24 protein-coding genes are annotated in these 22,209 nt (G+C 67.5%); 12 read left to right on the forward strand and 12 right to left on the reverse strand.

From position 1 onward, the window contains the following. Positions 1-91: 91 nt before the first annotated feature. Positions 92-940 carry a pyridoxal kinase gene (gene pdxY, locus EDC22_RS00005; protein ID WP_132804564.1) on the reverse strand — a complete coding sequence of 283 codons (849 nt, stop codon included), beginning with the start codon at positions 938-940 and terminating at the stop codon, positions 92-94. Positions 941-953: 13 nt separating this feature from the next. Further along, a complete protein-coding gene (locus EDC22_RS00010; protein ID WP_132804565.1) occupies positions 954-2,123 on the reverse strand; it encodes an NAD(P)/FAD-dependent oxidoreductase in 1,170 nt (389 codons plus the stop codon). Between the two features lie 152 nt (positions 2,124-2,275). On the opposite strand from EDC22_RS00010, the gene EDC22_RS00015 reads away from it, so the two are divergent. The 8 genes from EDC22_RS00015 to EDC22_RS00050 all read left to right on the forward strand — a co-directional run bounded on the left by EDC22_RS00015 (position 2,276) and on the right by EDC22_RS00050 (position 8,997). Then, positions 2,276-3,163: an HpcH/HpaI aldolase/citrate lyase family protein gene (locus tag EDC22_RS00015; RefSeq protein WP_132804566.1), complete on the forward strand. Its 888-nt coding sequence runs from the start codon at positions 2,276-2,278 to the stop codon at positions 3,161-3,163. Continuing rightward, positions 3,160-3,363, forward strand: a complete 204-nt coding sequence (locus tag EDC22_RS00020) for a DUF1737 domain-containing protein (RefSeq protein ID WP_132804567.1) — start codon at positions 3,160-3,162, stop codon at positions 3,361-3,363. Before EDC22_RS00015 ends, EDC22_RS00020 begins: the two co-directional genes overlap by 4 nt. 119 nt (positions 3,364-3,482) lie before the next feature. Beyond that, positions 3,483-4,535: a MaoC family dehydratase gene (locus EDC22_RS00025; RefSeq protein ID WP_132804568.1), complete on the forward strand. Its 1,053-nt coding sequence runs from the start codon at positions 3,483-3,485 to the stop codon at positions 4,533-4,535. Between the two features lie 140 nt (positions 4,536-4,675). Further along, complete coding sequence (gene sdhC, locus EDC22_RS00030; protein WP_132804569.1) at positions 4,676-5,074, forward strand: succinate dehydrogenase, cytochrome b556 subunit; 399 nt, start codon at positions 4,676-4,678, stop codon at positions 5,072-5,074. A 7-nt stretch (positions 5,075-5,081) separates the two neighbouring features. Next, on the forward strand, positions 5,082-5,468 hold the full coding sequence (gene sdhD / locus EDC22_RS00035) for a succinate dehydrogenase, hydrophobic membrane anchor protein (RefSeq protein ID WP_245499549.1): 387 nt from the start codon (positions 5,082-5,084) through the stop codon (positions 5,466-5,468). Position 5,469: 1 nt separating this feature from the next. After that, on the forward strand, positions 5,470-7,317 hold the full coding sequence (gene sdhA, locus EDC22_RS00040; RefSeq protein ID WP_207903649.1) for a succinate dehydrogenase flavoprotein subunit: 1,848 nt from the start codon (positions 5,470-5,472) through the stop codon (positions 7,315-7,317). 16 nt (positions 7,318-7,333) lie between these two features. Continuing rightward, complete coding sequence (locus EDC22_RS00045; protein WP_132804570.1) at positions 7,334-8,194, forward strand: FkbM family methyltransferase; 861 nt, start codon at positions 7,334-7,336, stop codon at positions 8,192-8,194. Positions 8,195-8,217: 23 nt separating this feature from the next. Then, the gene (locus tag EDC22_RS00050) at positions 8,218-8,997 is read left to right on the forward strand and encodes a succinate dehydrogenase iron-sulfur subunit (RefSeq protein ID WP_132804571.1); all 780 of its coding nucleotides are present in this window, start codon (positions 8,218-8,220) and stop codon (positions 8,995-8,997) included. Between the two features lie 159 nt (positions 8,998-9,156). Here EDC22_RS00050 and EDC22_RS00055 read toward each other — a convergent pair whose 3' ends face one another. The 3 genes from EDC22_RS00055 to EDC22_RS17835 all read right to left on the reverse strand — a co-directional run bounded on the left by EDC22_RS00055 (position 9,157) and on the right by EDC22_RS17835 (position 10,614). Beyond that, positions 9,157-9,792, reverse strand: a complete 636-nt coding sequence (locus tag EDC22_RS00055; RefSeq protein ID WP_132804572.1) for a glutathione S-transferase family protein — start codon at positions 9,790-9,792, stop codon at positions 9,157-9,159. 38 nt (positions 9,793-9,830) lie between these two features. Beyond that, positions 9,831-10,358 carry a protease inhibitor Inh/omp19 family protein gene (locus tag EDC22_RS00060; RefSeq protein WP_132804573.1) on the reverse strand — a complete coding sequence of 176 codons (528 nt, stop codon included), beginning with the start codon at positions 10,356-10,358 and terminating at the stop codon, positions 9,831-9,833. Positions 10,359-10,449: 91 nt separating this feature from the next. Next, entirely contained in the window at positions 10,450-10,614 is a 165-nt protein-coding gene (locus EDC22_RS17835; RefSeq protein WP_165926731.1) for a hypothetical protein, read from the reverse strand. A gap of 291 nt (positions 10,615-10,905) precedes the next feature. Here EDC22_RS17835 and EDC22_RS00065 point away from each other — a divergent pair, with 291 nt between their 5' ends. Then, positions 10,906-11,490 carry a GNAT family N-acetyltransferase gene (locus tag EDC22_RS00065; protein WP_132804574.1) on the forward strand — a complete coding sequence of 195 codons (585 nt, stop codon included), beginning with the start codon at positions 10,906-10,908 and terminating at the stop codon, positions 11,488-11,490. A 153-nt stretch (positions 11,491-11,643) separates the two neighbouring features. Here the strand turns inward: EDC22_RS00065 and EDC22_RS00070 are convergent, their stop codons facing one another. After that, on the reverse strand, positions 11,644-12,531 hold the full coding sequence (locus EDC22_RS00070; RefSeq protein WP_132804575.1) for a phosphatase PAP2 family protein: 888 nt from the start codon (positions 12,529-12,531) through the stop codon (positions 11,644-11,646). Next, the gene (locus EDC22_RS00075; RefSeq protein WP_132804576.1) at positions 12,528-12,800 is read right to left on the reverse strand and encodes a VOC family protein; all 273 of its coding nucleotides are present in this window, start codon (positions 12,798-12,800) and stop codon (positions 12,528-12,530) included. The genes EDC22_RS00070 and EDC22_RS00075 overlap by 4 nt, the downstream gene beginning before the upstream one ends. Before the next feature lie 150 nt (positions 12,801-12,950). Between EDC22_RS00075 and EDC22_RS00080 the strand changes: the two genes are divergently transcribed. Continuing rightward, positions 12,951-14,735: an SRPBCC family protein gene (locus EDC22_RS00080; RefSeq protein ID WP_132804577.1), complete on the forward strand. Its 1,785-nt coding sequence runs from the start codon at positions 12,951-12,953 to the stop codon at positions 14,733-14,735. A gap of 298 nt (positions 14,736-15,033) precedes the next feature. After that, positions 15,034-16,209: a type III PLP-dependent enzyme domain-containing protein gene (locus tag EDC22_RS00085; protein WP_132805078.1), complete on the forward strand. Its 1,176-nt coding sequence runs from the start codon at positions 15,034-15,036 to the stop codon at positions 16,207-16,209. A 445-nt stretch (positions 16,210-16,654) separates the two neighbouring features. Here EDC22_RS00085 and EDC22_RS00095 read toward each other — a convergent pair whose 3' ends face one another. Beyond that, positions 16,655-16,870, reverse strand: coding sequence for a cold-shock protein (locus tag EDC22_RS00095; protein ID WP_132804579.1), 216 nt, complete (start codon positions 16,868-16,870; stop codon positions 16,655-16,657). Between the two features lie 235 nt (positions 16,871-17,105). Next, entirely contained in the window at positions 17,106-17,456 is a 351-nt protein-coding gene (locus tag EDC22_RS00100; RefSeq protein WP_165926760.1) for a cupin domain-containing protein, read from the reverse strand. A gap of 175 nt (positions 17,457-17,631) precedes the next feature. On the opposite strand from EDC22_RS00100, the gene EDC22_RS00105 reads away from it, so the two are divergent. Further along, the gene (locus tag EDC22_RS00105; protein ID WP_132804581.1) at positions 17,632-18,294 is read left to right on the forward strand and encodes an MBL fold metallo-hydrolase; all 663 of its coding nucleotides are present in this window, start codon (positions 17,632-17,634) and stop codon (positions 18,292-18,294) included. An 18-nt stretch (positions 18,295-18,312) separates the two neighbouring features. On the opposite strand, the gene EDC22_RS00110 is transcribed toward EDC22_RS00105, so the two are convergent. Genes EDC22_RS00110 through EDC22_RS00120 form a run of 3 tightly spaced genes read right to left on the reverse strand, consistent with a single transcriptional unit; the run spans position 18,313 to position 22,022 of the window. Continuing rightward, positions 18,313-18,801, reverse strand: coding sequence for a MaoC family dehydratase (locus tag EDC22_RS00110; RefSeq protein WP_245499552.1), 489 nt, complete (start codon positions 18,799-18,801; stop codon positions 18,313-18,315). Between the two features lie 60 nt (positions 18,802-18,861). Next, a complete protein-coding gene (locus EDC22_RS00115) occupies positions 18,862-19,977 on the reverse strand; it encodes an NADH:flavin oxidoreductase/NADH oxidase (RefSeq protein WP_132804582.1) in 1,116 nt (371 codons plus the stop codon). Positions 19,978-20,030: 53 nt separating this feature from the next. Next, positions 20,031-22,022 (reverse strand): M3 family metallopeptidase, encoded by a 1,992-nt coding sequence (locus EDC22_RS00120; RefSeq protein ID WP_245499592.1) that lies wholly within the window; start codon positions 22,020-22,022, stop codon positions 20,031-20,033. Positions 22,023-22,209 lie beyond the last annotated feature (187 nt).

Consider the following 22,209-nt stretch of genomic DNA (forward strand, 5'->3'; position numbering starts at 1 on the left):
CCGACACGGCGCGGGCGGCATAGGCCACACATCCCGACGCCGCCCGCGCCATGTCGGATCGCGAAAACCGCTTGCGCAACGTGACGGCATCTCACAGCTCCGAGACCTCCGCCTGGCCGAGCGGCCGGATGAACCGCGACTGCGCGGCGACGATCGCCGGCTCGTCGTCGCCCAGCCGACGTGTCGTTTCCAGCACGTCGTGGACGATCGCGGCGGCCGTTGCCGTGGCAGGGACGACATGATCGCCGTTGACAAGGCCGGAGAGGATCAAGCCCGCCATCAGGTCGCCGGTGCCATGAACATGGACATCGATCTTCGGGGTCTCGATACGGGTGACGCTGTCGGGCGTAACCACGAGGTTCGCCATTCTGTCCGGCCGACGGGGCGGAGCGGACGTGACGACGACGACCGGCGGGCCGAGCCGCCGCGCCAGATGGACGATCTCGGCGTCGCCCAGTTGCGGCGCCCGTCCGGTCCGGTCCGCGTCCATCAGTGCCACCAGCTCCGTCACGTTGGGGGTGACGATGTCGGCGATCGGCAGCAGATGGGTCCGGATGTCCTCGAGGATCTGCGCGGCAACGTAGAGCCGGCCAGCATCGCCGGCAACCGGGTCGAGCAGCAGCGGCAGTCCCGGCGTCATCGCGCGCGCCTGCGCGACGATGTCCGCCGCCGCGACCGCCTGCGCCGGATCGGCCAGATAACCGACCAGCACCGCATCGACAGGATGCGGGCGGGGCGAGCCGAGACCGTCGCGCCCGATGGCGGCAAGGTCGGTGATCGCGCTGCGGGCCGGCGCGGGCGCATGGCCGGGATGATGGGCGAGGACGACCGTCGGCAGCGACACCACCTCATGCCCGCGGCGCATCAGCGGGAAGGTCGTCGCCGCATTGCCGACGTGGCCACGGCAAACCCACGAGGATATGGTGAGGATCCGGCTCATCGCCCTCGGGCCTTCAGATCACCGCCAGCTCGCGCACGGGGCGTGCCTCGGCGATCCGCCCGTAGCCGAACACCGACAGATCGAGGGTCACGAAGCCGCCGTTGACAATGAGCTCGGCCACGGCGCGCCCGGCGCCGGGCGCCTGCTGCAGGCCATGGCCTGAGAAGCCGTTGGCGAAGATCAGGTTGGGAATGTCAGGATGAGGTCCGATCACCGCATTCTGGTCTAGCGCGTTGTAATCATAGTGGCCGGCCCAGGCGCGTTCCAGCCGAATCGCTTCAAAGGCCGGAACGCGCGTCGCCAGTGCGGGCCAGATCGTCTCCTCGAACAGCGCGTAGTCGACCTCGAGATCGTTCGTTTCAGGATCCTGGTCCTGCGGCGGCGATATTCCGGTGATGTAGACGTCGCCTTCGGGCCGCACCCAGACGCCGGACGTGTCGACGAGCAGTGGCATTCGCCCGACCGGCTCGCGGCAGCGGAACACGAAGACCGAGCGTTTGCGCGGACCGACCGGCAGAGTCGTTCCGGCGAGCGCGGCAATTGCGCCGGCCTGCGGACCTGCCGCATTGACAAGCGTTCCGCAGCCGATTGCGGTCCCGTCGGCAAGGACGACACCGGCGATCCGACCGTTCGAGCGATCTATGCCTACGACCTCCGCCTCGATATAGGACGCTCCTGTGGATCGGGCGCCGCGTCGCAGAAGGTGCAGGAGCGCATGGGCGTCGAACCAGCCTTCGCCGGAGCGACCGAGCGAGCCGAGCGCAACGCCCTCGGGCGACAGCCACGGGAACCGCCGCACCAGCTCGTCCGGTTCGAGCAGGACCACATCGGCGCCCTCCGACGTCTGCACGGCATGATTCGCCGCCATGATCGCGCGTCCAGCAGGGGAGGCGAGCAGCAGATAGCCCTCCTCGCGGAAGCCGATGTCGGCATCCTCGCCGAACCGGTTGCGAATCGAGCGCAGGAATTCCAGCCCGAACCGGGAGAGGCGGATGTTCTCGGGCGTAGAGAACTGCTGGCGGATCGAGGCGGCCGACAGGGTGGTGGCCGAGCGCGCGTATGTGGCATCGCGCTCGATGACGGCGACGGAGCCCCTGAAGTCCAGTTCGCCCTTCAGGAACCAAGCAATGGCGCTGCCGATGATGGCACCGCCGACGATCACCACATCATATCTGTCAGCCATATCTGTCAGTCGTCTCGAAAGCGCCGCGTCCGGTCGGCCGGCGCCGCGAGGTCAGGTCGGCCTCGTCTGGCCCGGCACATGCGACGGACGGTGGCACAAGCCGGATTGCCGGGCTAGTGTGCGCCGCGAAAAGGTGGAATGCGGAGGCAACAATGCACAAGCCGATCCGGCCGCGGCGCAGTGTCCTGTACATGCCCGGCTCGAATGCGCGGGCACTCGAGAAGGCTCGCTCGATCCCGGCAGACGCCCTGATCCTCGATCTGGAGGATGCGGTGGCGCCGGATCAGAAGGCGACAGCTCGAATCCAGGTCGCCGAGGCGGTCAAGGCCGGCGGCTATGGCGGCCGCGAGCTAGTCATCCGGATCAACGCACTCGATACCCCGTGGGGGGCGCATGATCTGACGACGGCGGTCAATGCGAGGCCGGATGCGATCCTCGTGCCGAAGGTCGAGACGGTCACCGACCTGCGGGAGGTGGCCATCAAGGTGCGTGCCGGCGGACATCCGATTGCGATCTGGGCGATGATCGAGACGCCGCGGGCGCTGTTGCGGATCAACGAGATCGCCGCCTGCGCCAACAATCCGGAAATTCCGCTGACCGTCTTCGTCATGGGCACCAACGATCTCGCCAAGGAGACCCGCGCCCGTCTCGTCCCGGGCCGCGCGCCGATGCTGCCCTGGCTGACGACCACCATCCTCGCGGCGCGCGCCTGCGGCATCGACGTGATCGACGGCGTCTTCAACGACTTTCGCGACATGGCGGGGTTCCGTGCCGAATGCGAGCAGGGCCGCGATCTCGGCATGGACGGCAAGACGCTGATCCATCCCGACCAGGTTGCGATCGCCAACGAGCTGTTCGGGCCCTCGCCGGAGGAGGTGGAGCGCGCCCGCGCGATCATTGCCGCCTTCGCCCTGCCGGAGAACGCCGGCAAGGGTGCGATCTCGCTCGACGGGCGGATGGTCGAATTGCTGCATGCCGAAATGGCCAGGCGCACCGTCGCACTGGCCGAAGCCATCAGGAAGCTGGAAGCCGCCGCATGATTCTCTATCGCTACCTTACCGGACCCGACGATTCGACCTTCTGCAAGCGGGTCTCCGCCGCCCTCAACAATGGCTGGAAGCTCTCCGGCAATCCGACGCTGACCTTCGACCCGACCCAGGACCGCGTCATCTGCGGTCAGGCGATCATCAAGGAGGTGCCGGGCGAGTGGTCGGAGGACATCACCCTGTCGGACTATTGAGGGCGCTGCAACCGCCACGTCGCCCCGATCCCGGACAACCGCTTGCGCGCCGTCCGGGATGATGAGGGTGACAGTCGGCGCCGCCACCAGCCAGTGACGACAGACAGGATCGAGATATCATGTTGAGAGCCAGCACCGGCAACTTCTTCGAGGACTTCGAAGTCGGGCAGCGGATCCGCCACGCCACCCCGCGGACCGTGACGGCGGGCGACGTCGCGCTCTACACCGCCCTCTACGGCTCGCGCTTCGCCGTGCAGTCCTCCGATGCCTTCGCCAGGGCGATCGGCTATCCGCACGCACCGGTCGATGACCTCCTGGTGTTCCACGTGGTGTTCGGCAAGACCGTGCCGGACATCTCGCTCAATGCCGTCGCCAATCTCGGCTATGCCGGCTGCCGCTTCCTGCATGCGGTCTATCCCGGCGACACACTGTCGGCGGTCTCGGAGGTAATCGGCCTCAAGGAGAACTCCAATCGCCAGACCGGCGTCGTCTATGTGCGCAGCCAGGGCTTCAACCAGCACGGCACCGTGGTGCTCGACTATGTGCGCTGGGTGATGGTCCGCAAGCGTGATGCGGACGCGCCAACTCCTGCGGCGGTTGTGCCGGAGGTCCCCGCCGCCCTCGCGCCGGACACGCTCGGGGACGCGGCACCCTATCTGTCCATCGGCGACTGGGACTTCGGTCTGTCCGGTAGTTCCCGCCGGTTCGCCGATTACCGCATCGGCGAACGGATCGACCATATCGACGGCATGACGGTCGAGGAGGCAGAGCACCAGCTTGCCACCCGCCTCTACCAGAACACCGCCAGGGTTCACTTCAACCAGCACAGCGAGGGACAGGGCCGCTTCGGTCGGCGGCTGATCTATGGCGGACACGTCATCAGCCTTGCCCGCGCGCTGTCCTTCAATGGACTGCAGAATGCCTTCCATGTCGCCGCCATCAACGGCGGGCGCCATGTCGGGCCGCTGTTCGCCGGCGAGACGGTCTATTGCTGGTCGGAGGTGATGGACATGGGCGAACTGCCCGGCCGCGACGATCTCGGCGCGCTCAGGCTGCGGACGGTTGCCACCAAGGACCGGCCCTGCGCGGATTTCCCCTTCACCGACGCCGACAACCGCTACGACCCGGCCGTAGTCCTCGACCTCGACTACTGGGTGCTGGTGCCGAGATAGCGGTGCGCAGGCCGCATGGCGACTGGCCGAGGCCCGCAACGGATACCCGCATGGACGCATTGCCTGAGGCGGTTGCGGGCTATAGAAGGCGGTGCTAGGCAACCGCCGTCCGACACGGCGGCGTACCGAAGCGGATGACCATGGCAGACGCGAATATCCGGGCCGCGCGGCCCCTATCTCCCCATCTCCAGATTTTCCGTCCCATCATCACGATGATGATGTCGATCTTCCACCGGATCACCGGGGCGGCGCTGTATTTCGGCATGGCGCTGTTCGCGATCTGGCTGGTGGCGGCCGCGAGCGGGGCGGACGCCTTCGACACGGTGAACGGCCTGTTGGGCTCGATCCTAGGGCAGATCGTGCTGTTCGGCTTCACCTGGGCGCTGATCCATCACATGCTCGGCGGCCTGCGCCACTTCGTCTGGGACTGCGGCCACGGTTTCGCGCTGAAGACGGCGAACGCGATGGCCTGGGCGACGCTGATCGGCTCGATCTCGCTGACGGTCGTGATCTGGATCGTCGGATATCTGGTGAAGTGAGGCGCAGATGAGCGCGAACATGCAAACCCCGCTGCGCCGCGTGCGCGGCCTCGGCTCGGCCCGTGACGGGACGGACCATTTCTGGAAGCAGCGTCTCACCGCGCTCGCCAACGTGCCGCTGGTGATCTTCTTCGTGCTGCTTGTCGTTATCCTCGCGGGTGAGACCTATCCGACGGTCGTCGCGACGCTGGGCTCGCCGGTCGTCGCGATCCTGCTGCTGCTGGCACTGCTGTCGGTAACGCTGCACATGCGGCTCGGCATGCAGGTGATCATCGAGGACTATGTGCACGCCGAAGGGCCGAAGGTGCTGCTGCTGATGCTCAACACGTTCTTCTGCGTCCTCGTCGGCGTCGCCGGTGCCTTCGCCCTTCTCAAGCTCGCCTTCGGAGGCTGACATGGCTGACACTGGCAAGAATGGCGGAAACGACGGCGGACCCGGCGCGCCGATGATCAACGGCCGCGCCTATCCGTTCATCGACCACACCTATGACGTCGTGGTGGTGGGCGCCGGTGGCTCGGGCCTGCGTGCGACGCTCGGCTGCGCCGAGGCGGGACTGAAGACAGCCTGCATCACCAAGGTGTTCCCGACGCGCAGCCATACCGTTGCAGCCCAGGGCGGCATCGCCGCCTCGCTCGGCAACATGGGGCCGGACGACTGGCGTTGGCACATGTACGACACGGTGAAGGGCTCCGACTGGCTCGGTGACCAGGACGCGATCGAGTATCTGTGTCGCCATGCGCCGGCGGCCGTCTACGAGCTCGAGCATTACGGCCTGCCGTTCTCGCGCACCGAGGACGGCAGGATCTATCAGCGCCCGTTCGGCGGCATGACCACCCATTACGGCAAGGGTACCGCACAGCGCACCTGCGCCGCCGCCGACCGTACCGGCCATGCCATGCTACACACGCTCTACGGCCAGTCGCTGCGCCATGCGAGCGAGTTCTTCATCGAATACTTTGCCATCGACCTGATCATGGAGGATGGCGCCTGCCGGGGCGTCGTCGCCCTGTGCATGGATGACGGCACGCTGCACCGCTTCCGTGCCCATCGCACCATCCTGGCGACGGGTGGCTACGGTCGCGCCTATTTCTCCTGCACCTCGGCCCATACCTGCACCGGCGACGGCAACGCCATGGTGCTCAGGGCTGGCCTGCCGCTGCAGGACATGGAGTTCGTCCAGTTCCACCCGACCGGCATCTACGGCGCCGGCTGCCTGATTACCGAGGGCGCGCGCGGCGAAGGCGGCTATCTGGTCAACTCGGAGGGTGAGCGGTTCATGGAGCGCTATGCTCCACACGCCAAGGATCTTGCCTCGCGCGACGTGGTCTCGCGCGCCATGACCATCGAGATTCGCGAGGGCCGCGGGGTGGGCAAGAACAAGGATCACATCTTCCTGCACCTCGACCATCTCGATCCGGCGGTACTGGCCGAGCGGTTGCCGGGCATCTCGGAATCGGCGCGCATCTTCGCCGGCGTCGATGTCACCCGCGAGCCGATCCCGGTGCTGCCGACCGTCCATTACAACATGGGCGGCATCCCGACGAACTATCACGGCGAGGTGCTGACCAAGATCGGCGACGACCCCGACGCGATCGTGCCCGGCCTGATGGCGGTCGGCGAGGCAGCCTGTGTCTCGGTGCACGGCGCCAACCGGCTCGGCTCGAATTCGCTGATCGACCTCGTGGTGTTCGGTCGCGCGGTCGGGCTGCGCTGCGCTGCAACGGTCGAACGCGGCGAGCGGCACCGCGACCTGCCGAAGGACGCCGGCCAAAATGCGCTGGAACGGCTCGACCGCTTCCGCTACGCCTCCGGCGGCACGCCGACCGCCCAGCTGCGACTGCGGATGCAGAAGGTCATGCAGACCAACTGCGCAGTATTCCGCACCGGCGAGGTTCTCGAGGAGGGCAAGCAGCTGATCCACGAGGTGTGGGCGGCCGGCGACGATATCCGCGTTACAGACCGCTCGCTGATCTGGAACACCGACCTGATCGAGACGCTCGAATACGACAATCTCATCGCGCAGGCGGTGGTGACGATGGAGGGCGCGGCGAACCGCACCGAGAGCCGCGGCGCCCATGCCCGCGAGGACTTCCCCGATCGCGACGACCGCAACTGGATGAAGCACACGCTGGCCTGGGCGGACCCGCATAGCCGGACGGTGCGGATCGATTACCGGCCGGTTCATACCTACACCATGTCGAACGACATCCAGTACATCGAGCCGAAGGCGCGGGTGTACTGAAGGGGGAGCCGGAAGCGTGGCGATCCTCGCGGTGGCGACCGGCCGACCGGACGCGCCGAGCGACTTCGGCAACCGCCGTTCCGGTGCGATGCAGCGTGCCCTCTGGCGTCTCGCCGATGACCGCCGGTTCGGGCCGCTCACGCGCGCCCGGCTGCGCATGCTGGTCGGCCGTCTCGCACCCGGCCCGTTCGACATCGAGGCAGAGGCGATCCGGTTGCGGGCCTATCCCGCCGAGAACCATTCGGATCGTGTGGCCGTTGCCCGCGGCCGGCTGCCCGATCGCGACGAGCGGGCGGCGATCGCGCCCTATCTGCCCGAGGGCGGCGTGTTCGTCGATGTCGGGGCCAATGTCGGGCTGTACAGCCTGTGGGCCGCTCTGCGCGTGGGACCGTCGGGCACGGTGCTCGCGATCGAGCCGCATCCGCAGACGGCGGAGCGTCTTGCGTTCAACATCGCGGCGAACGGTCTAGCCAATGTCCGTCTGCTCACGACCGGCATCGGTGCGGTAGCAGGAACCGCCCGACTGCATTCGAGCGCCGGCGGCAATGTCGGCCAGTCCTCGCTGCTCGAGGATGTCGCGTTCCGGCCGGATGGCGCCTACGAGATCGCCGTCCATCCACTGCTCACGGCGATCCGCGAGGCGGGGCTGACGCACCTCGATGTTCTCAAGGTCGATGTCGAGGGCTACGAGGACCGGGTGATCGTTCCCTTCCTCCGCGACGCCCCGCAGACGCTGCTGCCGCGTGCGGTGCTGGTGGAGACCGATGTCGCCGGATGTTGGGCGTCCGACTGCCTTGCCGCATTGCAAGCGCGGGGGTATGACGCCGTATTGAACACGGCAGCCAACGCCGTCCTCGCCCGAACCGGTCCAGCTTGAAGCATTCCCCGACAGGAGCCGACATGGTCCAGCTCACGCTTCCCAAGAACTCGCAGATCACCGAGGGCAAGGTCTGGGACAAGCCGGAAGGGGCGAAGAATACCCGCGAGTTCCGGGTCTATCGATGGAATCCCGAGGACGGCGTCAATCCGCACATCGATGTCTTCTACGTCGATCTCGACGACTGCGGGCCGATGGTGCTCGATGCGCTGCTGTGGATCAAGAACACCGTCGATCCGACCCTGACACTGCGCCGGTCCTGCCGGGAGGGCGTGTGCGGCTCCTGCGCGATGAACATCGACGGGATGAACACGCTCGCCTGCACCAAGGGCATGGACGAGATCGACGGTCCGGTGAAGGTCTATCCGCTGCCGCACATGCCGGTCATCAAGGACCTGGTGCCGGACCTGACCAACTTCTACGCCCAGCTCCGCTCGATCGAGCCCTGGCTCAAGACGGTGACGCCGGAGCCGGAGAAGGAATGGCGTCAGAGCCACGAGGACCGGGCGAAGCTCGATGGCCTCTACGAGTGCATCCTGTGCGCCTGCTGCTCGACCTCGTGCCCCTCCTACTGGTGGAACGGCGACCGCTATCTCGGACCGGCAGTGCTGCTGCAGTCCTATCGCTGGATCGTCGACAGCCGCGACGAGGCGACCGGCGAGCGGCTCGACAATCTCGAGGATCCGTTCCGCCTGTATCGCTGCCACACAATTATGAATTGCGCACAGACCTGCCCGAAGGGGCTCAATCCGGCCAAGGCCATCGCCGAGATCAAGAAGAAGATGGTCGAACGGCGCATCTAGCGGTGAATTCCCAGAAGGTTGTTCATCCGGCTCTGACCAAGGATGCTGAGGGTGTCGAAGCCTTGCATGTCTCGGAGAGAAGCCGGATGAACGTCCATCAGGATGCCCGACTGACGCCGAAGGGTGGGGAGGCCATGGTGCGGCGCGCGGCCGCCGGCCTCAGGCGCCCGGCAGCGGGTGTCCCGGCATCAGGTCATAGGGATGTCGCCAGCCCGGCAGTTCCCTGATGCGACCGAGCCACTGGTCGATCGTCGGATAGGCCTCGGCGAAATTGACGCCGATCTCGTCTTCGAAGAACAGATAGCCGCACAGCGACAGGTCGGCGATGGTGGCGCGCCGGCCGAGCAGCCAGTTGTTTTCGGCCAGGTGTGCCGCGAGCACGGAGAAGGCATTGGACATCCGGCCGCGGAAGAATTCGAGCACGGCGGGGTCGGGCTCCTTAACGAAGGTGCGCAGGAACCGGTAGGTCGCCGTATAGCTGGTCAGCTTGTGGTTGTCGAACAGCAGCCAGCGCAGCACATCGCGCCGTTCGGCGTCGTTGTGCCAGCCGAACTTGCCGGTCCTTTCCGCCAGATAGTCGAGGATGACGCCGGATTGGCTGAGCGTGACGTCGCCGTGCACCAGCACAGGCACCTCGCCCATGATGTTGAGGCGCCGGTATTCCGGCGTGCGCGTCTCGCCGTTGAAGAAATCGACGAAGCGCGATCCCCAGTCGCAGCCGGTCAGTTCCAGCATCAGCGCTGCCTTGTAGGCATTGCCGGACTGGGCGAAGCAGTAGAGATGGTATTCGGCCATGGCGCCCTCCCGGGCCGCGCGCCCCCGTGGGCGCGGTGTCAGCGGTTCATGGACACGGCGCCGCCCAGCTCGAGGCGGCCGTCGTAGCGGGTTGCGCCGGACTTCGCGAGGCGCGCGACCGGGTTGCCCTCGTTGTCCTTCAGCACGACCAGATTGCCCTCGATGTTCCAGGCTCCGACGCTCGTCAGTTCCGGCGAACTGCAGCCGCGCGTCGACGCGCGATAGCCGCCCGTCCAACTGGTCAGGGTCACGAACAGCTGGCAGTTGTCGCCGGGGCCTGTCAGGCCCCACTGCCCGAGAACCGCCTCCTGGGTCGGCGCTTCCTGCGCCGGCGGCAAGGCTGCGATCTGCGGCGGCGCAGCTGGCTGCTCCTGCACCTGTGGCAGCGGCTCCATCTGCTGTGGCGGCGGCATGGTCGGCTGGGCCGGCGGCAGAGGCTCAGCGAGCACCGCGCCGGTCGGTGCCGGCGGCAGCGGCTGCACGCGTTGCGACGTGCTGCTGCACGCGGTGACAGCCTGAAGAACAAGCCCGATGGCAGCCCACGTCGCCGCGATGCTGAGGCGCATTTCGCATTTCCCGCCGCAAGTCTCGACCGCGCCGAACCTACCCGGCATGACAGTTCACCACAAGCCCGAGCAGGGGCCGCGCCGGTCCCGGCTATTCCGGCAGCGCGTCGGGGGTCATGTCGGTCGGGCCGAGGCCGCCCGGCAGCGACTGCTGTGTGGCCGCCTCGCTGGGAGGCGGCGGGCTGCTGCCGTTGCACGCGGCAAGCGCGAGCATCGCGAGCGTCGCGGCGCACAGGCTGAAGATCCGATGGTTCATCCAACTATCCCTCGTGTCCAGGACGGAGGCGACGGCGCTGACGCCGGTCGGCCGACGGGTACGACCACGCGCACCTGCCCGAACTGACCGGCCCGGCTGGCCTGTCGCTGCCCGTGTCGGGGCCTTGTAGCGCCGGGGCGTTTCCGGAGTGTCAACACCAAGGGCGGGGCAAACCGCACCGGAAGGCCGCTCGCTGTGCATTTGTGCATTGCAACAGGCACACTTGAACATCGCTTGTGCGCCGCACAAATTCCTCTCGTTTCGGATCGGATCCCCCGAGGAGTCTGCGCCATGTCGCATTCTGCACCGCGGGAGGGCGTCATCCGGAGGGTCTTGGCCACGGAGCGGCAGGATTTCCGTGACCATCTGCTGCGCCTCGGGCGCGAAAGCCGCCGGACCAGGTTCGGCGGCAGCGTGTCGGACGCCTATGTCGCGGCGCATGCGGAGCGCGTTTTCGAGGGCGACGCTCTCGTCTATGGCTGGTTCCTCGACGGAATCATCCGTGCCGCTGCCGAGCTGCACCCGATCGGCCATCGGTTGAAAGCGACCGCCGAAGCGGCATTCAGCGTAGAGGAGCCCTGGCAGGACGGCGGCGTCGGGTCGGCGCTGCTCGGCCGGATCATGCGCTCGGCCCGCAATCGCGGCATCAGCCGGCTGGTGCTGAGCTGCCTGCCGGACAATGTGCGCATGCAGCGAATCGCCAACAAGCACGGTGCCCGGCTGGAATGGCAGGAGGGCGATGTAATCGGCTCGATCAATCCGCCGCTGCCGACGCCCTTGTCGATGTGGCGCGAGCTCCTTGACGAAAGCCACGGGTTCCTGACGGTCCTGTTCGATCCGCTGCGCCCGTCGCGGCCGCTCGAAGCCGCCGAGTAGCGGCCGGGAGATGCGGAAGCGGGCGGGCAGCCAGCCGGCGTGCAGGAGAGCGGGATGCCGAGACCGGCGATCACATCCATCATCAGTGCGCTGCGCGCCGCAACTCGGTCGGCTGTGCTGGCGAGGCGTTCCGTGACGGCCTCGTTGAGCAACTCAGTCCCGTGAATTCAAGGAAAGCCGGCTGTATTCGAGAACGGCAATCCCGGCGAGAACCCAGAAGCCGCCGACCAGGAAGCCGGCCGCGACATCACTGGCGTGATGGACGCTCAGATAGATTCGGCTGAAGCCGATCGCGGCGATCAGGATCGCCACCCAGTAGATCACCGCGAAGCGGCGGTGGCCGGTCGGCAGGCCGCGGGCGATCACATAGGCGATGATGCCGTAGACAGCCATCGCCCCGGTCGCGTGGCCGGAGGGGAAGGAGGGCGACCAGGCGACCACGTCAAGCTCGAAGTCCGGACGTCCCCTGTCGATCAGGAACTTGCCGGTCCATGTGGTCACCTGCGAGCCCGCCACGGTCACCCACACCGCGTGGATGCCCGCGGCTGGCCCGCGCGCCCACAGGAAGCCCGTCGCAACGATGGCGGCCGCCGTCAGGGTGGCCATGTCGCCGAGTTCGGTGATCCAGGTGAACACTGTGATCAGGTAGGGATTGCGATAGCTGGCGACGAACGCGGCGATGGCATCGTCGGCGGCGTCGATCTCGTAGGATTCGAGAACCTCCTCGACGAGGCCGGCGAACAGCAGCGCCAGGTAGACGGCCGCAGCCACCAGCAGTGTCAGGGCGAGACCGTCGAATCGGCGCGGCTCGACCCGGCGCTGCAGCCAGGACCACAGCCGCGGGAAGCGACGGGCCAGCCGCGCGCGGAGCGGCCGGGTCGGTCGCGCAAGACCACGGCCGGCGGCATAGGCGCGGACTGCCAGACGCCTGCCATGGCCGACGAGCCGCCATCCCAGCCAGTGCCCGAACAGGGCCGCGCACACGGCACCGCCCAGGACCAGCGCGGCGTCAAGGTTCGACAGTCCTTCCGGTGCGGTCATCTGGGGCGGCGGCAGTCGGCGTCGATGTCGCGTCCGTCCGGATCGAGGTCGAACGCTGGATGGTCGAACGCGGGATGGTCGTCGGGACGATCATGCGGCCGTTGGCGCGCGGCACCGTTGTCACGGCCGCTCGCTGCCAAGGCCAGCGCATGGACGGCATCGACCAGCGACCGGTTTGCAGCCGCGCCCGCAACCGGCGCCACGGCGCGCCCGCAGACTCGCCCTGAGCGGCCGGTGTCGGCGGCGACGAGTCCGATGTGGTCGATCATTGCGCGTCCCTTTGCCTCAGCGGCGCCAGCACGCCTGAGACTAGCCTGCCGGACGCAGGAGCGGGAGTGCCTGCCATAATGGTCTGCATTCTTGTCAAATGAACATTCGATCAATAGAATGACTGTTCAATAGACGGATGGGAAACTGCCATGCTCGACACGCCCGGCCAGCACGCCCGCACGCGTCTTTCGCAGGACGCGCGCCGGGAACAGCTCATCGATGCGGCGATCCGCGCCATCGCCGAAAATGGCCTGTCCAACGTCACCCTCAACAAGGTGGCGCGCCGCGCGGGCCTGACCGCCGGCATGGTCAATTTCCATTTCCAGTCCAAGCAGGAGCTGCTGCATGCCACTCTGGCGCGCATCGCCAGCGAATACCGCGAGGCGTGCGAGGCGGCCGTCGCGGCCGCCGGCACGTCGCCCGCCGCCGGGCTGATGGCGCTGGTGCGGGCAAGCTTCGATCCGCGTATTGCCAGCACGGAGAAACTTGCCGTCTGGTATGCCTTCTGGGGCGAAAGCCGGGCGCTTGACGACTACATGTCGATCTGTGGCGCCTCCGACCAGGCCTTCTACGAATCCGCCCGGGAGCTGATCGAGGCGCTGGCAGCGCAGATGTCGGCGACGGTGCACGCACGGGCCGCAGCCCTCGGTTTCTGCGGAATCATCGACGCTCTGTCGCAGGAGGCACTGGTGCAGCGAGATCGGTTCGACCGCGCCGAGGCGATCGAGACCTGCCGCCGCTATCTCGAGAACCTGTTCCCCGGCGCGTTCGGCGCGATCGAGCCGCTGTCCGCCGCGACACCGGCCGAGCCCGCGAGCGCGGAGGAGCAGGACTATCTCGACCGGCTGACGCTGCCGGCCTGGACCTACTGCGACCGTGACTTCAGCGCCCGGGAGGTGGCCCGGCTGCACCTGCCGGCCTGGCAGCTTGTCTGCCACATCAGCGAGATGCCGAAGCCAGGAGACTACGTGACGCTGAACGTGCTCGGCAGGCAGGCCGTCGCGATCCGCGGCGAGGATGGCGAAATCCGCGCCTTCCACAATGTCTGCCGGCATCGCGGGCACCCGGTGGCGCAAGGCCGCAGCGGCAATAGCGGCGGCATGCTGCGCTGCCCCTATCACGCCTGGTGCTACGACAACCGCGGCGTACTGAAGGGCATCGCCGCCTCACGGACCTTCCCCAAGCTCGACCGGAATACGCTGGGGCTGTTTCCGGTCGAATGCGAGGTGTTTCTCGGCTTCGTGTTCGTGCGCTTCGCTCCGGGCGGTCCCTCGGTCGCGGAGCGGTATGCCCCCTATCTCGAGGAGCTTGCCCCGTACCGCATCGAGGAGATGCAGCCGATCGCCGACTACTGGGAAGGCGCGGTGGAGGCCGACTGGAAGAACGTCTGGGACAACTACCTTGAAGACTATCACTTTCCGACCGGGCATCCCGGCCTGTCGGCCCTGATGGGCAAGGAGTACGACCGCGAGCCGGATTATCGGACCCGCACCATCCGCCTCAGCCATCGCCTGCGCGATAAGGTCGAGGGGTCGTGGGCAACCCGCATGTATTCCAAGGTGCTGCCGCCATGCGACCACCTGCCCGAGGGCCAGCGTCGGCGCTGGACCTATTTCTACTTGTTCCCCGCAGTGTCCTTGGAGACCTACCCGGATCTCGTGGATGTCTTCCATATCGTTCCGCTCGGTCCGGGCCGCTCCCTGCTGCGGTGGCGCGCCTATGGCCTGCCCGGCGCCGACCGCGCCCTGCGTGCGGCGCAGTGGCTCAACCAGCGGATCAACTATGCCGTCCATGACGAGGACAATGCGCTGATCGAGGCCGTGCAGCGGAACCTGGCGGGCGGCGTCTACCAGCGCGGCGTACTCTCCGACAAGGAGATCAACGTCAAGGCGTTTCACGACTGGATCCGCGAGGCGATGCCAGAGGCCCGCTAGGATCGCGCCGGTCGATGGTGCGGCCGGCCCGCCGTCGGGCGCGACAACCGGCCGCCGCAGGCGCAGCTGATGCCTCCTCGCGCGCGGAAAACCGACTGCGACCGGTCCGAACATTCCGCTCCGAGGGTTCTGGCGAGAGGCCCGGCGTGCTATCTCTCGGGCCGCACGACGGCCGGGCCGATCGGCTCCGACTGTCATGTGCCGGTCTTCCTCCGCTCCGGCAGGGGTCCCGTCCAGCGAGGTCGCGTTCATGGAGGCCACCGCACGCCCGCACCCCGGAGCTGCATTCGACACCGGCCTGCGCCGCTTTCCGAATGCGCGGGCGGTGGCGCTGGAGCTGTGGCCGGACGAGCCAGTCTACTGCTTCCGGCCGCAGGTGCTGGCCGCCGATGCCGAGGCGTTCCGCGCTGCCTATCCGGGTCGCACCGCCTATGCAGTCAAGACCAACCCGCATCCGCTGGTGCTCAACACGCTGGCGCGGATCGGCATCGATGCCTTCGACGTCGCCTCGCCGGCAGAATTCCGCATGGCCCGTCAGGCAGCGCCCGCTGCCGACCTCCTGTACATGCATCCGGTGAAGGCGGCGACCGCCATCCGCGAAGCGCTCACGGCCTATCGCATCCGCCACTTCTCGCTCGACCATGAAGGCGAAGCAGCGAAGATCCTGCGCGAGGCCCGGGGCGCGGGGGTGCCGGTCAGCGAGCTGACATTGTTCGTCAGACTGGCGACCAGAGGCCACGCGGCCTACAACCTGTCGCGCAAGTTCGGCGCGGCGCCCGGCCATGCGGTGGAACTGCTGCAGCGGGTGGCGCGGCTCGGCGCGCAGGCGGGTCTGTGTTTCCATGTCGGCAGCCAGGTCGAGGAGCCCGACGCCTATGAGCGCGCGCTGAAGAGCGCGCAATGGGTGCGTCAGCGCGCCGGTGTGCCGGTGGCTGCCCTCGATATCGGCGGCGGCTTTCCCGCCCGCTATGGCCACGACCGCCGACGCCCGGCACCGGCGGTGCCACCGCTCGCCCGGCTGATGCCGCGGATCGTCAAGGCCATCGAACGCTACGGCTTCGCCGACCTGCCGCTGGTCGCCGAGCCGGGCCGGGCGCTGGTCGCCCGCTCGCTGTCGGTGCTGGTCCGGGTGCTGCTGCGCAAGGGGCAACGGCTCTACATCAACGATGGCGTCTGGGGGAGCCTGTCCGATGCCTGGACCGGCAAGCTGACGCTGCCGGTGCATCTGATCCCGGAACCCGATCGGGCGCGGCCGGCAGGCGATCCCCGCAAGCACGCCGCCTTCCGGATCATGGGTGCCACCTGCGACTCCGTCGACATCCTGTCACGGCCGTTCTGGTTGCCGGAGACCGTTGCCGCCGGCGACTGGATCGAGGTCGGCCATATCGGTGCCTACTCGCTGTCGCTGCGCACCGACTTCAACGGGCTCTACCCCGATACCTTCGTCGAGGTGGAGAGCCCGTTCCGCAGCTGACCACCCCGTTTCCGGCTGGCCGCGCTCAGGAACGGCGGTCGCCCGACCGCCCCGCCGTCACCGGGCTCAGCCGCGACATCGGACAGGGGATCTCCGACATCGCCCAGGATGTGTTGTTTAAGTACGTGCCGCACGTGGCGACCCGACCGCGGATGCATGCCGTCTGGCCGATCAGGTAGGCGCGTCCATCGACCCGGCAGTAGCATTCCCCTCCGGCGGCATCAACCGGCATCCCGGCAGGCTGTCCCTGTCCGGCCCGCGCAGCGGGGGCGCCGGCGGTTTCGGCACCTGCCGCGCCGGCGAGCACGATACCCACCGTTGCGGCGACAGTGGCCGCAACCAGGTTTGCGCAGACGCGCCGTGCAGCCCGATCAGCTATCCCATGGTGCCTAGCCTAGCACGATCGGGCGCACTCGCGCAGCGAAAACGCCGCGGCGGTGCGCGATCAGCCGGCGACCTGCAGTTCGACCGCCTTGGGCCCCTTGCCGCGCTTGTCGGGCTGTGTCTCGTAGGAGATACGCATGCCCTGGTCCAGCGCCGGAATGCCGGAACGCTGCACGTCGGATACGTGGACGAACACGTCGCTACCGCCACCATCCGGCGAAATGAATCCGTAACCCTTGGATTGATTGAAGAATTTTACCGTGCCGGTCTGGCGCATGGAGGTACCTCTTCCGATTCCGCTCGGCCCGCAAGCCTGTCCGGGGGCCAGTTGTCCAGAGGCGAACGAGCAGAACGCAATCGGAAACGAACTTCCACATGCTGGCAATCAGGTCCGGAATGTAGTTTCATTTCCGGCAATCCGTCCGGCCACCTCTGCGTCAAAGGATGCCCAAGCCTCAGGACTTGGCAAGCGAAATTGAGATGACAGGTGGCTGTCGATTCGATTGGCGAGGTCAGGGCAAGCGGATCACGTAAACCTTGCGTGTGGTTTCCACCACTTCCCATGTGCCCACGAAGCCGGGACGGATGACCAGGTGGTCGCCCGGTCCGAAGGTCTGCGGCGCGCCGCCGTCGGCCTGGACGACGGAGCGACCTGACAGGATCGAGCAGAACTCCCACTCCTCGTAAGCGATCCGCCATTTGCCCGGCGTCGCCTCCCAGAGGCCGCTGAAGACCTTGCCGTCCGGCGTTTCCTCGAGGTTCCAGGTGGTGAAGCGCGGCGATCCGGACAGCACCCGTTCGGGTGGCGGTGCACCGTGGTCCGGCGTCACGGCGGCAAGGTCGAAGCGCAAGAGGTGTTCGATCATCGGTCCGGTCCTCGGCGGAGTGGCGGGCCATGATATGCCGCGCAGCGAGGTCCGTCGCCCTCTGCCTGCGCTGCGACGGGGCGATCAGGATTCCTGCCGGCTTCCGTCCGGACGCCGGATCGGCTAGGCATGGCCGGGAACCGCTGTTGCGATCCTTCGGTCGGGAGATCCCATGACAGGCGACACAACCTCGACGCTGCGGGCAGCCATCGTGCCGGTGACGCCGTTCCAGCAGAACTGCACGCTGCTGTTCGACGAGGCCAGCAGGCGTGGTGTCGTTGTCGATCCGGGCGGCGATCTCGACCGGATCGACGAGGCGATCGCCAAACTTGGCCTAACCATCGAGGGCATCCTTCTCACCCACGGCCACATCGACCACGCCGCAGGCGCCGACGAACTGCGCGAGCGGCTCGGCGTGACGATCACCGGACCGCACCGGGCCGACCGAATGTTGCTTGCGAACCTGTCGGCGCAGGGTGCCATGTATGGGATTATCGGTGCCCGCGACGTGGAGCCGGACCGCTGGCTCGAGGAGGGCGACACGGTGACGGTGGCGGGTCGTACCTTGGAGGTGCTGCACTGCCCCGGCCACAGCCCCGGCTCGGTGGTCTACTTTGATCGCGCGGCGCGGTTCGCGCTGGTCGGCGATGTGCTGTTCCGCGGTTCGGTCGGGCGCACCGATCTGCCCGGCGGCAGCTTCGAGCAGCTCTCCGAGGCGATCCACCGGAAGCTGTTTCCGCTCGGCGACGACGTCGTGTTCCTGTGCGGGCACGGACCCGGCGGTACGCTGGGCGAGGAGCGCCGCAGCAACCCGTTCGTCGGCATGGGCGCCTGAGCGGACGCCCGTCGCCGCTCAGCGCGCGGCGGCGGCCGCTTCTACCGCCGCGCGGGTGTACAGCATGTGCAGGCAGGCGAAGGTGAGGACCGTCTCGCCGCGCTGGTTCAGCGTTTCGTGGCGCGTGGTGACGACGCCCCTGTCCGGCTTCGACCGCGACGGCGTTACCGCCGCGATCTGAAGCCGCGAGGTCAGGGTGTCGTCGGGATGGACCGGTTTCACCCAGCGGATCTCGTTCATGCCCGGCGAGCCGATGATGGCGCGAGGCCACAGGCCTAGGTCGAAGAAAAGCCGCATCGACACGCTCAGCGTGTGAAGGCCGGACGCGATCAGGCCGCCAAAGGCGGAAGCGCGCGCCGCGTCCGGATCGAGGTGGAAGTATTGCGGATCGAACTGGCGGGCGAACGCGATGATGTCACCCTCGTTGATTGTCATGGCGCCGGTCTCGAAGCTCATGCCGGGGGCAAGGTCGTCGAGGCAGTAGTCGCCGGCGCGGCTCATGGTCATCGCTTTCCTGACGGATGGGGTACGGGACACCCGGGCATCCGGGTGCGTGATGGTGTCCGGCTATTCCGCTGCCTCGCGCAGCATCTGCCGGCCCGGCCAGGCGGCGGCCGACGTCCGGGCATATTGCGTCGGCAGCGCGATGTCGGCTCCGAGCGCTTCGGCGGCGCGCCAACCCCAACGCGGATCAAACAGCATCGCGCGGCCGATCGCCACCATGTCGGCCTTGCCGTCGGCGAGGATCGTCTCGGCCTGATGCGGATCGACGATCAGGCCGACCGCTCGGGTGGCAATTCCCGTCTCGGCCTTTACCTTGGCAGCGAACGGCACCTGATATCCGGGCGAGATCGGCACGCGGATCGTGGTGGTGATGCCGCCAGAGGACACACAGACATAATCGAGTCCGATCGCCTTCAGCCGGCGGACGAGCGCCACTGCGTCATCGGGCGTGATGCCCTCCTCGGACCAGTCGCTGCCGGTGATGCGCGCACCCAGCGCGATCCCCGGCCCTACGGCTTCGCGCACGGCCTCGGCCACCGACAGCGGGAAGGCCATGCGGCGCTCCGCATCGCCGCCCCAGTCGTCGTCTCGCCGGTTGGCGATCGGTGACAGGAAGGAGTGCATCAGGTAGCCGTGCGCCATGTGCAGCTCGATCATGTCGAAGCCGATCCGCTCAGCCCGGCGCGCGGCCTTGACGAACGCCTTGCGGATGCGGGCGATGCCGGCCGCGTCGAGCGGCTCGGGAACGTGCCAGCCCGGACCGATCGGCAGGGGCGAGGCGGCATAGGTCTGCCACGGATCCTCGCCGGCCGCGAGCGCGTTGCCGCCTTCCCACGGCCGCTGGGAGGAGGCCTTGCGCCCGGCATGGGCGAGCTGGATGCCGAATTTCGTCCCCGGCAGCGCCACCGAGCGGGCGGCGGCGATCACCCGGCGAAGCGCATATTCGTTCGCGTCGGAATAAAGTCCGACACACCCATGGGTGATGCGTCCGAGACGTTCGACCGCCGTTGCCTCGACGACCACCAGGCCCGCGCCCGACATGGCGAGCGTCATCAGGTGCTGCAGGTGCCAGTCATTCACCGAGCCGTCGTCGGCCGAGTACTGGCACATCGGCGGAACGACGATGCGGTTCGGCAGCATGACGGGACCGACCTTCAGTTCGCTGAACAGCACGGACATCGCGAGCCTCACGGCGGTGGCAGGATCAGCGGCGATATAGACCGGTTGCCGCGTCAGGCCAACCCGCGCTTTTCCAGCAGCGCCTGCGGACTCGGTGCCCGGCCGCGGAAGGCCCGGTAGGCTTCTGCCGGCTCCTTGCGGAAGCCGGCGGCGTAGACGTGGTCGCGCAGCCGGCGGGCGGTTGCCGGATCGAACACGTCACCCGCCTCCTCGAAGGCGCGGAAGCCGTCCGCATCGAGCACTTCCGACCACATGTAGCTGTAGTAGCCGGCTGCGTAGCCATCGCCGGAGAAGATGTGGGCAAAGTGCGGCGGACGGTGGCGCATCACGATCGCCTTCGGCATGCCGATGCGTGCGAGGCTCTCCGTCTCGAACCGGCCGATATCCAGTCCGGAAACCTCGCCGAGCAGGTGGAGCTCCATGTCGACGAGCGCCGAGGCGACATACTCCACCGTCGCGAAGCCCTGGTTGAAGGTGCGGGCGGCCTTGAGTCGCTCCAGCATCTGAGCCGGCATCGGCTCGCCCGACCGGTAGTGAACGGCGAAGCGTTCGAGAATCTCCGGTCGTTCGAGCCAGTGTTCGTAGAGCTGCGAGGGGAATTCGACGAAATCGCGTGAGACATTGGTTCCGGCGAGCAGCGGATAGGTGACATCCGACATCAAGCCGTGCAGCGCGTGGCCGAACTCGTGGAACAGGGTGCGGGCGTCGTCGAAGGAGAGCAGCGTCGGCTGTCCATCGCCGGCCTTGGCGAAGTTCATCACGTTTACGATGATCGGCCGGATGTCTCCGGCAAGCTTCTCCTGACCGCGGAACCCGCTCATCCAGGCACCGCTGCGCTTCGAGGGTCTGGCGAAATAGTCGCCGAGAAAGAGGCCGACATGGCCCCCGTCGGCGTCACGTACCTCCCAGACGCGCACATCCGGGTGGTAGCGGGGCAGGTCGGGCCGTTCCGTGAAGCTGAGGCCGAACAGCCGGTTCGCGGTATGGAAGGCCGCCTCGATGACCTTGTCGAGCTGCAGGTAGGGCTTCAGCCGGCCCTCGTCGAGATCGAACTCGGCGGCGCGCAGCTTCTCGGCGTAGTAGCGCCAGTCCCAGGCAGCGATCTCGAAATTGCCGCCCTCGGCGGTGGCAAGGGCCTGAAGCCGTGCCTGCTCGGCCTCTGCCCGCGCGCGAGCTGGCGTCCATACCGTGCGCAACAGGTCGAGCGCCGCCTCCGGCGTGCCGGCCATGGAGTCCGCCAGCCTGAAATGGGCGAAGCTGTTGTAGCCGAGCAGCTTCGCCCGCTCCGCCCGCAACGCCACCATCTCGGCGATGATGGCGCGATTGTCGGTTTCGCCGCCGCTCTCGCCGCGCCCGGTCCAGGCGCGGAACGCCTGCTCGCGCAGGTCGCGCCGCGCCGAATACTGCAGGAACGGCTCGATACTCGAGCGCGACAGGGTGATGACGTAGCGGCCGGGATGTCCGCGTTCTCCGGCTGCCTGGGCGGCGGCCGAGCGCAGTTCGTCGGGCAGACCGGCGAGATCGGCCTCGTCCAGCACCATTTCCCACGACTTCTCATCGGCCAGCACATTCTGAGCGAACTGCGTACCGAGGCTTGCCAGCCGTTCGGCAATCTTGCGGAGGCGCGCCTTGCTGGCCTCCGGCAGTGCGGCGCCGTTGCGGGTGAAGGCGAGGTGATACCGCTCCAGCACGCGCCGCGCCTCGGCATCGAGATCGAGCGAGCCGGCATCCGCCGCGAGCCTGTCGATCCGCCGGAACAGATCCTCGTTCAGGAACATGGCGGTGCGATGGCGCGCCATCAGCGGCGCGAGCTCGCGCTCCACCGCCTGGAGTTCGTCGTTGGTGTCGGCGCCAGCGAGGTTGTAGAAGACGGCGGCCGCCTGGCGAAGGGCGCGGCCGCTCAGTTCGAGCGCAGCGATAGTGTTGGCGAAGGTCGGTGGCTCGGGATTGCCCGCAATCGCCGCGATCTCGGCGTCGTGTGCGGCGAGAGCGGCCTTCAGCGCCGGGGCGAAATGTGCCGTCCGGATCCGGTCGAAGGGCGGCATGCCGAATGGCGTGTCCCAGGTCTCAAGCAGGGGATTCGTGGCGATGTCGTGGCTGGTCAAGGCGGTGCTCCAGTCGGGCTCTGATCGGTTGGCTGTCTCCATATAGGCGCGAACGGTGAGAGTCCCGAGCGGCGCGGCATTCAAACGCGCGTTGCAGAACGGCTTGCCTCAGCGCGGCGCTCGGCTA

Origin of the sequence: Tepidamorphus gemmatus (genome assembly GCF_004346195.1) — a bacterium.
Lineage (GTDB): Bacteria > Pseudomonadota > Alphaproteobacteria > Rhizobiales > Tepidamorphaceae > Tepidamorphus > Tepidamorphus gemmatus.